The organism is Vibrio sp. 10N.261.52.C11, assembly GCF_041471405.1.
Lineage (GTDB): Bacteria > Pseudomonadota > Gammaproteobacteria > Enterobacterales > Vibrionaceae > Vibrio > Vibrio crassostreae_C.
Genome location: NZ_JBFROI010000076.1, coordinates 1 through 15,998 on the forward strand (window position 1 = coordinate 1; position 15,998 = coordinate 15,998).

At 45.3% G+C, this 15,998-nt stretch carries 12 protein-coding genes and 1 tRNA gene; 6 read left to right on the forward strand and 7 right to left on the reverse strand.

Annotated features, from left to right (window positions below; genetic code table 11):
* Window positions 1-399 precede the first annotated feature (399 nt).
* A tRNA-Ser gene (locus AB4323_RS21890) sits at window positions 400-490 on the forward strand.
* Window positions 491-565: 75 nt separating this feature from the next.
* Here the strand turns inward: AB4323_RS21890 and AB4323_RS21895 are convergent.
* Window positions 566-2,692 carry a methyl-accepting chemotaxis protein gene (locus AB4323_RS21895; RefSeq protein WP_229647116.1) on the reverse strand — a complete coding sequence of 709 codons (2,127 nt, stop codon included), beginning with the start codon at window positions 2,690-2,692 and terminating at the stop codon, window positions 566-568.
* Between the two features lie 192 nt (window positions 2,693-2,884).
* The gene (locus tag AB4323_RS21900) at window positions 2,885-3,805 is read right to left on the reverse strand and encodes a histone deacetylase (RefSeq protein ID WP_136973525.1); all 921 of its coding nucleotides are present in this window, start codon (window positions 3,803-3,805) and stop codon (window positions 2,885-2,887) included.
* Window positions 3,806-4,067: 262 nt separating this feature from the next.
* Between AB4323_RS21900 and AB4323_RS21905 the strand changes: the two genes are divergently transcribed.
* Both AB4323_RS21905 and AB4323_RS21910 read left to right on the forward strand, forming a co-directional pair.
* Complete coding sequence (locus AB4323_RS21905; protein WP_371725115.1) at window positions 4,068-4,754, forward strand: SDR family oxidoreductase; 687 nt, start codon at window positions 4,068-4,070, stop codon at window positions 4,752-4,754.
* A gap of 7 nt (window positions 4,755-4,761) precedes the next feature.
* Window positions 4,762-5,763 carry a DUF3080 domain-containing protein gene (locus AB4323_RS21910; protein ID WP_372058205.1) on the forward strand — a complete coding sequence of 334 codons (1,002 nt, stop codon included), beginning with the start codon at window positions 4,762-4,764 and terminating at the stop codon, window positions 5,761-5,763.
* An 18-nt stretch (window positions 5,764-5,781) separates the two neighbouring features.
* On the opposite strand, the gene AB4323_RS21915 is transcribed toward AB4323_RS21910, so the two are convergent.
* The 3 genes from AB4323_RS21915 to AB4323_RS21925 all read right to left on the reverse strand — a co-directional run bounded on the left by AB4323_RS21915 (window position 5,782) and on the right by AB4323_RS21925 (window position 10,656).
* A complete protein-coding gene (locus AB4323_RS21915) occupies window positions 5,782-7,776 on the reverse strand; it encodes a DNA topoisomerase III (RefSeq protein WP_372153331.1) in 1,995 nt (664 codons plus the stop codon).
* Between the two features lie 115 nt (window positions 7,777-7,891).
* A complete protein-coding gene (locus AB4323_RS21920; protein WP_017070328.1) occupies window positions 7,892-8,440 on the reverse strand; it encodes an NAD(P)H nitroreductase in 549 nt (182 codons plus the stop codon).
* 206 nt (window positions 8,441-8,646) lie between these two features.
* Window positions 8,647-10,656 (reverse strand): FAD-dependent oxidoreductase, encoded by a 2,010-nt coding sequence (locus tag AB4323_RS21925; RefSeq protein ID WP_372153342.1) that lies wholly within the window; start codon window positions 10,654-10,656, stop codon window positions 8,647-8,649.
* Between the two features lie 279 nt (window positions 10,657-10,935).
* Here AB4323_RS21925 and sppA point away from each other — a divergent pair, with 279 nt between their 5' ends.
* The gene (gene sppA / locus AB4323_RS21930; protein ID WP_029235699.1) at window positions 10,936-12,786 is read left to right on the forward strand and encodes a signal peptide peptidase SppA; all 1,851 of its coding nucleotides are present in this window, start codon (window positions 10,936-10,938) and stop codon (window positions 12,784-12,786) included.
* A 119-nt stretch (window positions 12,787-12,905) separates the two neighbouring features.
* The gene (gene ansA, locus AB4323_RS21935) at window positions 12,906-13,922 is read left to right on the forward strand and encodes an asparaginase (RefSeq protein WP_017063439.1); all 1,017 of its coding nucleotides are present in this window, start codon (window positions 12,906-12,908) and stop codon (window positions 13,920-13,922) included.
* Window positions 13,923-14,065: 143 nt separating this feature from the next.
* Here the strand turns inward: ansA and AB4323_RS21940 are convergent, their stop codons facing one another.
* Window positions 14,066-14,347, reverse strand: coding sequence for a YeaC family protein (locus AB4323_RS21940; RefSeq protein ID WP_010437067.1), 282 nt, complete (start codon window positions 14,345-14,347; stop codon window positions 14,066-14,068).
* 113 nt (window positions 14,348-14,460) lie between these two features.
* Here AB4323_RS21940 and AB4323_RS21945 point away from each other — a divergent pair, with 113 nt between their 5' ends.
* Window positions 14,461-15,267, forward strand: a complete 807-nt coding sequence (locus tag AB4323_RS21945; protein ID WP_017059380.1) for a DUF2989 domain-containing protein — start codon at window positions 14,461-14,463, stop codon at window positions 15,265-15,267.
* Between the two features lie 175 nt (window positions 15,268-15,442).
* Here the strand turns inward: AB4323_RS21945 and msrB are convergent, their stop codons facing one another.
* Window positions 15,443-15,880 (reverse strand): peptide-methionine (R)-S-oxide reductase MsrB, encoded by a 438-nt coding sequence (msrB, locus tag AB4323_RS21950; RefSeq protein WP_080582205.1) that lies wholly within the window; start codon window positions 15,878-15,880, stop codon window positions 15,443-15,445.
* Between the last annotated feature and the right edge of the window lie 118 nt (window positions 15,881-15,998).

A 15,998-nucleotide genomic window follows, 5' to 3' on the forward strand; every position in this document is an offset into this window, starting at 1 on the left:
GAAATCAGCGGCTTTTTTGCATCTGAAGCTTTTTAAAATATAAAGCTCATCTAACAAAACTCTCTACAGTCCCGGTTTCAAACCCATTCACTTTATACCTAGTTTTAAATTCCGATCTCACCGTTCTAAACTAAAAGTTCATGCGCCTAAGCCACTCCCCTCATAACTTTACCTGCAAGCCAATTAGATACTTTCTTTTTTAATAGCACAGAAACACTTCACGTATAACAAAAGTTGGGAATACTTGGCTTATTGAATATTAGATTTTGTCGGCTTCTTAATAAACCGAACAATAAATAATCATTCAGAACAAAAATACCAAAAAGCGTTCATAAAAAAAGCAGTCAGTTAATAAGGGTATTTACAAGCGAAAGCCACCCTTATATTATACGCGCCACTGGAGGGATGGCTGAGTGGTCGAAAGCACCGGTCTTGAAAACCGGCAACCGTTAATAGCGGTTCTAGGGTTCAAATCCCTATCCCTCCACCACTTTAAAGAAAGCCGCTGAGAAATCAGCGGCTTTTTTGTATCTGGCGTTTGCGTAAAGAACTTACGTATTTTCCACTACGCCACCTTTCGGCTCACTTCAAAACGCCCAATCAATTGGTCTAAACGGCTCAATGCATTGCCCATCAAGGACACTCGACGTGCGAGTTGCTTAGTAGACAGTTGTAAGTCAGATATTGAACGTTGGGCTTTATCTGCCGTTTGTCCATTTTTCTGACTGTTTTCATCTAAGTTAGACATCGTGGTAAAGAGGTCACTCACCGCTGATTGAATTTGCTCACTGCGAGCATTTGAGTCGACTGTTAAGTTTCCTTTACTCACATTCTCGACACCTCGCTCCATGGACTCAACAGCACTGCGAGACTTACTATGCAGCTCTTTCATTAGGTCACTAATATGGTTAGCAGCTTGTGAAGTTCGGTCAGCCAGAGTTCTTACTTCAGAAGCGACGACAGAGAACCCTCTCCCGTGTTCACCTGCTCTTGCCGACTCAATGGCCGCATTCAAGGCCAAAAGGTTAGTCTGCGCGGTAATGTCAGTAATGATATCTATAATGTCAGACACCTTAGTCATTTCATTATTCACCTCATTCACGCTATGCGCCGAGCTTTCTACGATATTGCGAACAATCTCCATGCCTTCGACGGACTGATTGTACTCCTTCTCTGCGCTCAGGACGGCTTGTTTCATCACCGTGTCCATTTGCGTTGCTGAGACACTCGCATGAGTAATTTCGCTCTGTTGATACTGACTCAACTGAAGCATATTGCTTAACGCTTGTGATGCATCATCACTGGTTTGCTTCATCACGACACTGCGACGAAACATCGATTCCGAAACCTCTCTAACTTCGTGACTCGCATGGATCAACTCACTCACCGTGTTATCTAAATTGTCGATAAAACTGTTAGTCCAGCGCCCTAAGTTGCCAAGTTCATTATGACTGAATGTGGTGGGATCAAGTCTCCGACTTAAGTTGCCATCACCTTCAGCTAAGGTCTGCATTACCCCGGTCATTTCATGAATCTTCTTCGCTAGTGGTTTGGCGCTAACTAAACGGAATAAGCCCAATGAAAGCAACGCGCAAGCGAACATAATGCCACTCTGCATAAAAGGTGTGAGTGTATAAAGGTTGGCAAACAGTAATGGAACAAATAGAGGCAGTAGCATGCAGCTGATAAAGTGCTTAGATAAGGTATAACTTAGACTTCGGTCTCTGTAGACCTCTTCTAAATCGGACTCACACATCATGCCAAAGGTATCTGGTGAACCATCCAATTGAAAAGTGATACCTTTGCCAATAACGGGTATGTGGCGATAGTCAGAATACCCCGGATAACCAATAAACAAGTTATTGCCATTTTTAATGGTTTCTCTTACGCCTGGGTGAAGCTGATTAGTGGCTGGGTCTGTAAAGCGAATCTCAAATTCGGTGTGGTGCTGGATCTTAACCGTTCCCCAATCAGTATGAACCCCTTGCTTTAAGTTCTCGCCGTGTGAAAAGGTATTATCTTCAAAGCGAGAACGAGAGAGCGCAACACCCGGCTGAGTATGAGGATCATGAATGGAGTCGACCATAAAGATATAGTTATCACCCGACTCGCTATAAATATGCCCCGCTTCTCTTTGAATAATGTCACCAATAACATCATTTGGAACACGACCACATAGGAATTGCGGCGCCCCTTCATCCCGAGAAAAGGGGACATAAAACATCAGCGTTACTTGGTCATGAAACGATGAACTCGAAGCCCCTACGTTCAACGTGCGCTGATCCATATACGGCCCATGCAGATAACGCTTTGAAGCCCCTTCAACTAAAGCCTTCTTGTCTCCAAGGTTAACCCCTACATGCTCCTGATAACTCGATGCTTGTGCTATCCCCTTAGCATCGACGATCGCCAACTCAGAAAAATCCGTACTGCGTTTAAGAAGGCTAGATAACGTCCCCTGTGCTTGCTCTTCCGTTCGACTTGCCAAATAAACAGCAGAGTCTTCTAAAAAGTCCCATTGATTCTTGACCCAGTTATGCAGAAGTTGAACTCGCGTGTGAGCAATACTTTCAAAAGCTTGTTCAAGCTCCTCCGTCCTACTTCGATTGAGGAAACAAGCTCTGCGCATAGCCAGTTTTCCTGTTGCGCCAAACCAATTAAGCCAACTACGTTCCTTGTCCGTCAGGTTCATTTTATCCCTTGTGTTTTTATAGACACATGGGTCAAGCAATTTACAGACCACAATTAACCACACAAATACGTAACTAATTAATAAAAAAGTACTTTATATGAGTCACAATGGTGCAAGCGTGTCTTTTATGGTGCAAAAGGCGCTTATTTCACACCATCATTTCAATGAACTATCAGCCGCTAATTTGAGAGGTTAACCGTGAACATGATAGGCCGCTTTTAACAGCTGCATGTGAATCGGCACCAGATCTTGGTGTTTAGTGCGGTACCCGCCACCGACTACGCAAGCCATCGGAATAGACTCTGATTTCGCTAATTCAATCATGAAACAGTCGCGCTCAAATATCCCTTGTGTCGAGACATTCAAATAACCCAGTTCATCGTCTTGATGAATATCTATCCCCGCATCATAAATAATCAGATCAGGTTGATGGTGAGCAATCGCTAACTTAGTGACTTGTTCAAAACAACGTAGGAACTCTTCATCTTCTGTTTCACGACTTAATGGCACATCTAAATCGGATAGCGGCTTTCGTGCAGGGAAGTTTTTATCGCAGTGGAACGACAGAGTAATGATGTCGTCGTTGTCTTGGCAAAGAGTTGCTGTGCCATCACCATGATGAACGTCGCTATCAACGATCAGCACTTTATCGATATGTTCAAAGGTCAGCGCGTGTTTTGCCGCTAAAACCAAATCGTTCAACAAACAAAAGCCACTTCCAAAATCATGATGCGCATGATGATAACCACCACTCAAATGAATCGCTAAACCAGTCTCTATTGCCATTTCAGCGGCCAAGCAGGTTCCACCACTTGAGTAGAGTGTTCTTTCGATAAGTTGCTCGCTCCACGGGAAACCGATACGTCTCATCTTTGCTGCAGGTAACTTACCAGACACGAGCAAATCAACATATTCGCTATCATGTACCTGTTTTACTTGCTCAACCGAAACCGGCGTTGGTTGGCACACTTCAAACTTGCACTTCCATCGAGGTTCGCTATTCATCAGCGCCTCAACAGCACTATGCAACAACTGATATTTGTTGATTGGGTAGCGATGACCTTCTGGTAAAGGTAACTGTGAATAGATTGGGTGGTAAATTAAAGGAATCATAATCAGGCTAATTGCGTATCTTTCTCAAAATCATAACAGCCTCAAACTTGGCGACAACCTTAATTAATGATAATGGTTATCATTGTTATTAATTATAAAGTAGAGACCATAATGAAAAACGTAATACTCATCTTTGGGGTGATCTGCGGCTCAGCGGCAGCAGTAATGATTTTTGTAGGAATGCTAATGGCCAGTTGGTGGAGCGTTGATTTTCTCGTGTTAAGCCATCAAACTTAACTAATTGAACTGAAAAGGAATCACCATGAGCGTTATTTTTATTACTGGAGCGAACCGCGGCATTGGCTTAAGCCTGACTCGACAATACTTGGAAAGTAATCACAAGGTGTACGCGACTTATCGTGATGACAATTCAGCAAAAGAACTGCTCTCACTCACAGACCACAACACCAACCTTACCTGTATTCAATTAGAGATAACCGATTACCAAGCAGTAAGCCAACTCCCTTCGCAAATAGAGTCGATTGATATCTTGATCAACAACGCTGGCTACTATGGCCCTAAAGGCTATGGGCTAGGTAATACCGATGTCGAAGAGTGGCGTCGTGTATTCGAAGTTAACACTATTGCCCCACTCAAGCTTGTCGAAACGCTATTGCCTCTACTAGAAGGCAGCCATATCAAAAAGGTCGCTTGTTTATCCTCTAGAGTCGGCAGCATGACCGAGAACACCTCAGGCGGAGGTTATATCTATCGCTCCTCTAAAGCCGCTCTAAACTCCGTGGTTAAGAGCTTAAGCAACGACTTAACCGATAATGGCTTTACGGTGTTAGCACTGCATCCAGGCTGGGTACAGACCGAAATGGGTGGCCCTAATGCTCTGATCGATACCAACACTTCAGCTTCCGGCCTTATTAAAGTCATCGAGTCCGCGAATACCGGAGTAAGTGGTCACTTCTTCAATTTCGATGGCAACGAAATAGACTGGTAATCCACAGATGAATGCAGGCTCTCTCTCAAACCTAGTTAAGCACTCAACGCTGTTTTGTCTAACAGTGATGCTAACTGGCTGTTTCAGTAATGGCCCCGGCGACTTATTCGACGACTATCAAACTAAGGTCGCTAGAGTACAAGATGCTGAAGAACTCAAAGAGGATTGGGAGTTTGAAAGCCTACCGAGAAAACGAGAACTGCTGCTTGACGTGCCCTCACTCTCTATCGGTCTCATCGACAGCTATCAGCTTCGTCAGTGTAGACTGTTCAATCTGATAGCAGAAAGAAATTCGGTTCTAGGCAAGGTCGCAGATGAGTTTCGTAACTACGATTATCAAGTCGCGCTACTTGAAGGCTTAGGCAAGTGTTTATCCAGTACTGAATTAGACCCAGAGATCGTAGAATTACTCAATAAAATCGAGCAGCAGAAGCTCACACAGTTTCCGCTGCACCAATGGAATCTCATCTATGCCAGTGATGCGATGCAGTCACAAATGCGGGGTAGTCAGTGGTTACGCGCTGATATTGGCGATCAGGTAAGACAAACCGTTGATGCCTTACAACATATCAATCAAGCGTTAAACGTTCCGCTCGTTTCCGGCAAAACCACTGAGGTTCAAGAAGTACTAGAGAAGAGTTCAACGCTCGGAGATTTATACTATTCGCTGGCTCGTGCTTCGGCAGAGCTAGATACCATTACTAAGCAACTCACTACTTTTGATGGCAACATCATCTGCGGCAAGCAGCGAGACACCACTAAGTTTCGTTATCTCAACAATGTATTCGAGCAACAATACATAGGCAAGGTTCAGCCCTACATGGCGCAGCTGGATGGCTACTATCAGCAATTAGCCCCGCAACTAGGAATGTTTGACGCGCAACCTGAACTGCACAGTTATTACTTTCCCATTCAAGATGCACATCAAGCTTTTCGAGCATCAACTCGTCGCCATGTCGACTATTGGCAGCAGCTGTTTAAACGTTGTGGCCGTAAAGTCGGACGTTAATCCTAACCTCAATAAATCTTAGCTTTTAGTGCCCTTCTTAGCGGAAGTACCTTTCTTAGCATACGTACCTGTCTTGGCATAAGACTTCTTCGCACCACCGCCTTTACGGCGTTTAAAAGCTGGTCTTTCGACTTTAGGAAGATGACGTAGAGACTCAGGAACTTCGCCGGTTTTTACCTTGCCCATCAAACCATCAATCTTGCTTTCTAACGCTTGCATGAAAGGCTGATAAGCTTGATTTCGTTCTGCCATGCCTTGCAGCTGGTGCTCCCAGTGTGCCGTCATGTCTGGGAAGGTAGAGTCCTCAGGTAAAGCATGAATCAAGCCTCTGCCCGCAGGGCTACTATGAATACTCTTACCTTGGCGCGTTAGCAGTTGTCTTTTGAAAAGGGTATCTAGAATGCCTGCACGGGTTGCTTCAGTACCAAGGCCATCGGTCTCTTTCAAAATGGCTTTGAGGTCTTTGTTAGCAACAAAACGCGCGATACCTGTCATCGCTTGAAGCAACGTCGCTTCCGTGAAGTGCTTTGGTGGTTCCGTTTTCTTATCACCAATCACGCCTTCACGACACGTCAACACGGTTCCTTTCTCCAACGGTGGAACCGTATCCGTGCCATCGCCTTTCTCTTCGGTGTCTGTTTTGCCCATCAACACCTTCCAGCCGGGGTTGATAAGCTGACGTCCTTTCGCAATGAACACGCCACCAGCTATATCAAAGACCAGCTTAGCATCGGCAAAAACGGCAGGTGGGTAGAACTGCATTAGATACCGGCGAGCGATTTGCTGATAGATTTTCATCTCGTTGGCAGACAGGCCGTTCACCGATGATTTCTTCGGTGTTGGAATTATTGCGTGGTGAGCATCGACCTTACTGTCGTTCCATGCTTTGGATTTAAGAGAAAGATCCGCACCTTGAGCACCACTTTGCAGCTCTTTGGCATTGTTAGCGATAGCGTCTACGATCGACTCTCGCTGTGAGTAGTGCTCTTTAGGCAAATAGCGGCTATCAGAACGTGGGTAAGTGATGAGTTTGTGTTTCTCGTACAATGACTGACACGTGTCTAACACCTGCTGAGCACTCATACCAAAACGCTTAGACGCATCAATCTGCAAAGCTGACAGCGAGTAAGGCAGTGGCGCAGCTTGTTTACTTTGCTTTTGCTCTGATTCCGTCACCGTCGCGGGTTGATTCGCAATTCGGTTAGCCACATTCTCAACCAGCTTTCGATTGAGCACGCGCCCTTCTTCATCTTGCCATGGTTTACATGCTTCGCTTGGCTTCCAACGCGCACGAATATCAAAGCTCTGGCCGTGATTTTGATAAGGGATCAAAGCGTGCAAAGTGAAGTAATCTTTCGGAATAAAGTTTTCGATCTCTTCATCGCGCCTTACCACCAAACCAAGTACAGGCGTTTGTACTCGCCCGACCGACAACACACCTTGGTAGCCAGCCTTTTGACCGAGTAAGGTATAAGCACGAGTCATGTTCATGCCATACAGCCAATCGGCTCTAGAGCGCGCTAATGCGGAAATAGAAAGCGGAATAAAGTCACGGTTGCTGCGCATTTGAGAAAGTGCACGTTTTACGGCAGGTAAGTTCAAGTCGCTGATCAGTAGCCTGTCCATCGACTCTTTCTTAGCCTTAGAGACTTTGCAGTAATCAATCACTTCATCAACCAGCAACTGCCCTTCTCTATCCGGGTCTCCGGCGTGAACAATTTGAGTGGCGTCCTTCAATAGCTTTCGGATCACCGTGAGCTGTTTGCTTGAAGTCTTACGCGGTCTTAGCTGCCATTGCTCCGGCACGATAGGAAGATCGGCTAAATTCCACTTCTTATAACGGTCGTCATAAGCATCCGGCTCAACCTGCTCCAATAAGTGTCCAATACACCAAGTCACCACATCCCCATTGCCACATTTGATAAACCCTTGGTCTTTCTTTTGTGGATTAGGCAGTGCGGCGGCAATCGCGCGGCCGAGGCTTGGTTTTTCAGCAATAATAAGGCGAGACATGTTTTTCCAGATGCTACAAACAATTAGGGCCACATTATCTAATGTGGCCCTAATAAATCAAGAAAAACTGGTTGTTTATACAGTTAGCATTCCACTATTCAAGCTTCAGCTTTCTTTATAAGAACTCGACGAACTTTGAGAAGTCACGCTCTGGCACTTTCATTGGCGTACAGCCCGGAGTACCTAGGTATAAGAAGCCAACAATTTCGTCATCGCCTTCGAGGCCAAATGCTTGGTGTACTTCTGGGTGGAACATCCATTTACCTGAGCGCCAAAAGCCTTGGAAACCTTGTGCGACTGCAGCCATTTGCATCGCTTGAGCAGCGCAACCTGCAGAAAGATGTTGTTCAATCGCTGGTACTTTTTCATGCTCGGTTACTTTAGCAATCACGGTGATCACCATCGGAGCTCGGAACGGCGCTTTTTTTACTTTCTCGATAACCGCTTCTTCGCTTTCATCCGCTTCAGCGGCACGCACCAAGATGTCTGAAAGCTTTTGTAGACCAGAACCTTGCGCGATAACAAAGCGCCAAGGTGTTAGTGCACCGTGGTCTGGAGCGCGCAGCCCTGCTTTAATGATGTTTTCTAACGCCACACCTTCAGGTGCTGGATCAGAGAGTTTTGCGATTGAGCGTCTGTTGAGCAATAGATCCAAAGCATCCATTTGAAGTCCTTACTAATTTTTATTGTTTGTATAGTTGAACTTTAGCACAGAATACAAACGATAATAAATCTCAACGGCTGTCAATTTGGGCTAGATTAGAAACAATAAAGGCTCCTAAATCTATGACTTAGGAGCCTTGTTCAAAATCTAGCTCAGCAAATTAAGTAACAATATCTACCGATAAGATTACAGTTTGATAGATGATTCTATAACTTAATAGCTAACTCAACACCTTGACGGATAGCACGTACTGCATCCAGCTCACCGGCATAATCAGCACCGCCTATCACGTGCAGTTTGCCACCAAACTCTTGCCACATATCTTCAAATGGACGAACTGACACCTGACCTGCACATACGATAACCGAGTCAGCATCCAGCACCTGCTCTTTCTTACCAACGCTGATATGCAGACCTTGGTCATCAATCTTGTTGTAGCTTACACCGCCCAGTAGATTCACACCTCGTTTCTCTAGCGTGCGTTTGTGAATCCAGCCCGTTGTTTTGCCCGGACCTTTACCAACGCGCCCCGCTTTACGCTGCATCACCCAAACCGTTTTGTCGCTGAATGAATCCGGGTAAGGATACAAACCACCTGGGTGTTCCATGTTCTTATCGATGCCCCACTCATGCAGCCAATCATCTAGGCTGTGTGACGCCGGCTCGGTGAGCATGGTTGCCACATCGACACCGATACCACCAGCACCAACAATCGCGACCTTTTCGCCTACTGGTGTCTTTTCGCGAATCAAGGTTTGGTAATCGACCACGTTTTCTTGGTCAATGCCCTCAATATCGAGCTTTCTTGGCTCTACGCCAGCAGCCATCACCACTTCATCGTACTTCAACAACATCTCAAACGTCGCTTCCGTATCCAGTTTCAGATTCACGCCGGATGCATCGATTTGGTTAGCAAAATAACGAATCGTTTCTCTGAACTCTTCTTTGCCCGGTATCTGCATTGCTAATCTAAACTGGCCGCCGATACGGTCATTTTTCTCAATCAAGTCAACCTTGTGTCCACGCTGGGCTAAAGTCGTGGCACACGCTAAACCTGCAGGGCCTGCGCCGACAACTGCAATGGTCTTAGTCGCTTGCGCTGGCTGAACAACAATTTCGGTTTCGTAACAAGCGCGTGGGTTAACCAAACAGCTCGCGCGTTTACCTTTAAACACGTTATCAAGACAAGCTTGGTTACAGCCGATACAGGTATTAATAAACTGAGCTTGGTCTTGAGCCGCTTTAATAACAAAATCCGGGTCTGCCAAGAATGGACGCGCCATAGACACCATATCAGCCTGCCCAGAGCTAAGAATACGTTCGGCCTCTTCTGGCGTATTAATTCGGTTACATGTCACCACTGGGATCGACACGTATGGTTTCACTTTTTCCGTCACCCAAGAGAATGCACCACGTGGTACTTGTGTCGCGATAGTCGGAACACGCGCTTCATGCCAACCGATGCCGGTATTGATAATAGTCACGCCTGCTTCTTCCAGCTTTTGAGCCAATAGAACAACATCTTCAAAGGTGCTGCCTTGCTCAACCAAATCCAGCATCGACAGTCGGAAAATAATAATGAAGTCGTCACCCACTGCTTCGCGAATCGATTTAACAATCTCCAGCGGGAAACGCATGCGCTTCTCATAAGAACCGCCCCATTCGTCGTAACGCATATTGGTACGTTTACAGATGAATTGGTTAATCAAGTAACCTTCAGATCCCATAATCTCAATGCCGTCGTAACCCGCGACTTGGGCGAGTTCGGCACTGTTGGCAAAGGCACCAATGGTCTTTTTAATCTGACGAGGGCTCATCTCACTCGGTGCGAACTTAGCGATTGGCGCTTTAATACCCGAAGCACTTTGCGCGAATGGGTGCATGGCATAGCGGCCAGCATGCAGCAACTGAAGGGCAATCTTACCGCCATGCTTGTGCACGGCCTCGGTAACAACTTGGTGAGCTTTTGCATGCTTCACTTTACTGAATTCAGCACTAAATGGGGTTAATCTGCCACGTAAATTAGGAGAGAAACCACCGGTAACAATAAGGCCAACGCCTCCTTTTGCTCGCTCTTCATAAAACGCGGCGAGTTTGTGGAGACCTTCTTTATTTTCTTCTAAACCTGTATGCATTGATCCCATCAATACACGGTTACGTAACTGGGTAAATCCAAGATCGAGTGGTTCAAGTAAATGTGGGTACATGGCAGACATCACTTCTATTATTTTATCCTTGTGGTCTGACCACAGTATAGTTCAATTACCAAAAGTTCAAACAACCGTTTACATTTTTGTAACACCGATCATAATGCTGCACGTATTAATCGTTCAGAAGCCCTTAATTTGACTACACTTAATGAGAATATATATCGATTAACAATTCTTGGTGTAGTTTGAGCTTGGGAATTATCGTAGGATACTAAGCAGTTCATATTATTGAGATTAATGGTACTACGGCTTGTTAAAGCGACGTGATCTCACTGCGGAGACAGAATGAAAAAAATATTCAAATTTATAGGCATGTTCTTTAAAGGGATTTGGAAGCTCATTACGTTTGTACGTCTTGCGCTGGTTAACCTAGTCTTTTTACTCAGTATCGCCATCATCTACTTTGTGTACTTCCATTCAGATACGGCTCAACCGACGGTTCCTCAGGATTCGGCTTTAGTGCTTAATCTGTCTGGCCCTATTGTGGAACAAAGCCGCTATATCAATCCGATGGATTCGGTCACAGGTTCACTACTTGGCAAAGACCTTCCAAAAGAGAACATCCTGTTTGATATCGTTGAAACGATTCGCTACGCAAAAGACGATGACAAGGTTACTGGTATCGTTTTAGCTCTCAAAGAGCTGCCAGAAACCAACCTGACCAAGCTACGCTACATTGCTAAAGCATTGAATGAGTTCAAAGCAACAGGCAAACCGATTTATGCGGTGGGTGACTTTTACAACCAAAGCCAATACTACCTAGCCAGCTACGCAACTAAGGTCTTCCTATCACCAGATGGTGGGGTTCTTCTTAAAGGCTATAGCGCTTACTCGCTTTACTACAAAACGTTGTTAGAGAAACTAGACGTAAACACGCACGTGTTCCGTGTGGGCACTTATAAGTCAGCTATTGAGCCTTTCATTCGTGATGACATGTCAGACGCAGCGAAAGAGTCCGCTTCTCGTTGGTTAAGCCAACTATGGGGTGCGTACGTTGATGACGTCAGCAACAACCGTCAAATAGACGCTAAGACACTGAACCCAAGCATGGACACCTTCTTGAAAGAACTTGAGTCTGTGGACGGTGACATTGCAAAACTGGCCGAGAAACTTGGCTTAGTGGATGAGCTAGCGACACGCCAGCAAGTTCGACTAGAGCTTGCCGATGTTTTCGGCAGTGACGGCCAAGACAGCTACAACGCGTTTGGTTACTACGAATACCGTACAACCATGCTTCCAAACATGACTAGTGAATCACACGACGTTGCCGTGATTGTAGCGAGCGGCGCAATTATGGATGGCAAGCAACCACGTGGCACCGTTGGCGGCGATACCACAGCAGCCCTACTGCGCCAAGCACGTAACGACGATAAAGTGAAAGCGGTTGTACTTCGTGTCGATAGCCCAGGTGGCAGTGCCTTTGCTTCTGAAGTTATCCGTAATGAAATAGAAGCGATCAAGCAAGCGGGTAAACCGGTTGTTGTGTCGATGTCGAGCCTTGCTGCTTCGGGTGGTTACTGGATCTCGATGGGTGCGGATAAGATCCTAGCTCAGCCAACCACACTAACGGGTTCAATTGGTATCTTCAGTGTTATCACCACCTTCGAAAAAGGGTTGAACGATATTGGTGTTTACACTGATGGCGTTGGCACCTCACCTTTCTCAGGTCTTGGTATTACAACTGGACTTAGCGATGGCGCGAAAGACGCGTTCCAAATGGGCATTGAAAACGGATACCGCCGATTCATCAGCCTAGTTGGAGAAAATCGCGGTCTGGAAGTCGATGCTGTCGACAAGATTGCTCAAGGTCGAGTTTGGACAGGTCAAGATGCGATTCAGAAAGGCTTAGTCGATGAGATTGGTGATTTCGATGATGCGGTTGCAGCTGCGGCTTCACTTGCAGAGCTTGAAAGCTACAACATCTACTGGGTAGAAGAGCCACTTTCGGCCACTGAACAATTTATTCAAGAATTTATGAACCAAGTTCAGATGTCGATAGGCCTAGATATTCAATCGATGATACCAAGCAGTTTACAGCCTGTTACTCAGCAGTTAGCTCAAGATAGCCAGCTGTTAGGCAGCTTTAACGACCCACAAGGCCGATACGCTTTCTGCTTAAATTGCCAAGTTCAATAAGTTGAGCCAATAACTCAATGACTAAGGGGTACCTCTGTGTGAGGTGCCTCTTTTTATTGCATGATAATTCGCTATAATCGCCCCCCCTGTTCCCTACATCACACTAAGTATTAATCGCCATGGAAAGAAAACACATCTATATCGCGTACACCGGCGGCACAATTGGCATGCAGAAGTCTATTGACCACGGCTATGTTCCAGTCGCAGGTTTCATGGATAAGCAGCTAGCTGGCATGCCTGAATTCCATCGCCCAGAGATGCCTAAGTACACCATTCACGAATACTCTCCATTAATGGACTCTTCAGATATGACGCCACTTGATTGGCAGACTATCGCTGATGACATTCGCGCGAACTACGATAAGTACGATGGTTTCGTTATCCTGCATGGCACAGACACTATGGCTTACACTGCCTCTGCACTGTCTTTCATGCTTGAAAACCTCGGCAAACCTGTGATTGTTACGGGCTCTCAGATCCCACTAGCAGAGCTTCGTTCAGACGGACAAGCAAACCTGCTGAATGCGCTACACATTGCCGCAAACTACCCTATCAACGAAGTGACACTGTTCTTCAACAACAAGTTGATGCGTGGTAACCGCAGCACAAAATCACACGCAGATGGCTTCAATGCGTTTACGTCTCCAAACCTGAATCCATTGCTAGAAGCGGGTATCAATATCCAACTTAGCAATAACGTAAAGGTAAACGAACAACCTAAAGGTGCTTTCAAGGTTCATAACATTACTCCGCAACCTATCGGCGTAATCACAATGTACCCAGGCATCTCACACGAAGTTATCCGTAACACGCTATTACAACCTGTTAACGCGATGATTCTGCTTACTTTCGGTGTGGGTAACGCACCACAAAACCCAGAACTGCTTCAGCACCTGAAAGATGCCTCAGAGCGCGGTGTTATTGTGGTGAACCTAACTCAATGTTTGGCTGGTAAAGTCAACATGGGTGGTTACGCGACAGGTTGTGCACTAGCAGAAGCGGGCGTGGTGAGTGGTTACGATATGACACCAGAAGCGGCACTGGCGAAGTTGCATTATCTATTAAGCCAAAACCTAGGCTACGAAGAAGTGAAGGCTCAGATGCAACAAGTATTGCGCGGTGAGATGAGCTTATAACCTGTTCAAGGATTCACGTTAAAGCCAGTTATTCTATGAAAGTAACGGCGGCTTAACGTGAACTAAATCGTTTTATTGCTTATAAATAAACGAGTTAAACTAAAAGGGGTGGCACATTGCCACCCCTTTGTTGTAATTTAAGCTTAATGATTCGGGTTAACCCTAACAATGTCTTCTTGATCTGACTTAAACTGTTTCTTTAGTTCAGACTTAGATTTAAAGCTAATCTCACCACCAGCTGCAATTGTCATATGTTGAGCTTCAGAGTTATGTTTAGATTGGTATAACATAACCGCTTGCATACACGAGTCGCGCTGTTCTTTTGAGAGCGCCGTACCTTCTGGCCATTTACCCGTTTCAACTGCGTAGGTTAAACGTTCGTAGACCTCGGGTGTCATTGCGCTAAGAAGTTGTTCTGCATCCATGGTAAAGCCTTAGTTTTAACAATTTTCACCAGAAAATAACCCGTAACAGAATTGAGTCAAGAACCTGACCAATAATAAGTGCATCTGATCACAAGTGAAGGAATATGAAAATTATGAAATGGTTGGCGATTAGCCTATTGCCTTTCACTCTGGTTGGGTGTCTTGAAGGGAACAAAAATACCGATCAACTGTGCCAAAGCAATCCGGGTCTTCAGTGTGAACAATTGAACATGAACGATGGGCAATGTCGTGTCGCACGTACCGACCTCATCTGGCATCGATTTGAAGTTCAGAAGCAACCCACCGAAATCAACAAAATTAAAGAATTCGAATTAGTCACTGCCTACAAAAAGTGCCTAGAGCTCGCGGCACAGATCGAAACGATCGATCAATCTAAGCTGCAAGAGCGTCGCTTTACCTCTTTAATGCACAGTATCGAAGAGTCTGAGCGCATTGTTGATGAGCTATCGAAATCTGATACACCGGAAACGCTTTACTTCTTGTGGTCGCAAACTGGGGACACCAATGCCAGACGCAGTTTCCTACAACTAGAAGGCTCTGAAGCGTTAAACACAGCTGAGATGCAATATGCCTTGGCAACCTTCTATACCACCCGCAATCATATAAAGACACTTAAGCTACTCAATAATGCGCTAACGCTTTCTAATGGCTCGGTAGCCAACACTGAAATCTTCAAGTCGATGGCCAGTATCAACCACAGCCTGGGACATATGGAAAAAGCGTACGTTTGGGCAATGGTTGCCAAAGACTTTGACGTGCCGATTGCTTCTGAAGCCGAGCTCACGGTGTTGTACCATTTCGACAAGGCAACCTATAAGAAGCTAAATAAAGACGCAGATAACATCGTCGAAGCGATTGAGGATGGAATTTACAGCCCTTCAATCGTCCCGAGTTACTGATCGCTTCATTTATAGTGTTCTTACTTAAGCTTCTTATTCACCTGCTTTCAAATAAAAACAGCTACCTTTTTGGTAGCTGTTTTTATTTGTACTAGAGTTAAATCTGAAATCTTGGGCGTTTCAGCATTCCTAAATCGACAAATGCGACCTGTAAGGATTAGACAATAGTTACAAGTTATTTCGTACTTTCGTCATTTTTGTTGAAAATTAACGACACTGAATTAACACAGAACCGTTCACCTGTGGTCTTCGGGCCATCTGGAAAAACGTGACCTAAATGGCTATCACAGGCGGTACAACGGATCTCTACACGCTTCATTCCGTGACTTAGATCTTCTATATAGCGTACTGCTTCATCATTCACTGGGGCATCAAAGCTTGGCCAACCACACCCAGAGTCATATTTGTTATCCGACAGAAACAAAGGGCTTTCACAGCATGTGCAGCTATAGACGCCAGTCTTATGGTTGTGCAGTAACTTGCCGCTATATGGGGCTTCAGTACCACGCTCACGACACACTGAAAATTCGTCGTCCGTTAGGCGCTCACGCCAGTATTCATCAGGCTTTATCATATTTCCTCCCTTTTGAATCACGTTAATATCTCTCCACATTCTCAGTTATTATATTTACTTTTTTCTATAAAGGCTTGCATATGAGTCGTTTTGTAGCACATACTTTCTCACCAGGAAACATTGTACATATACACTCATAAGTGAATCATCATTTAGG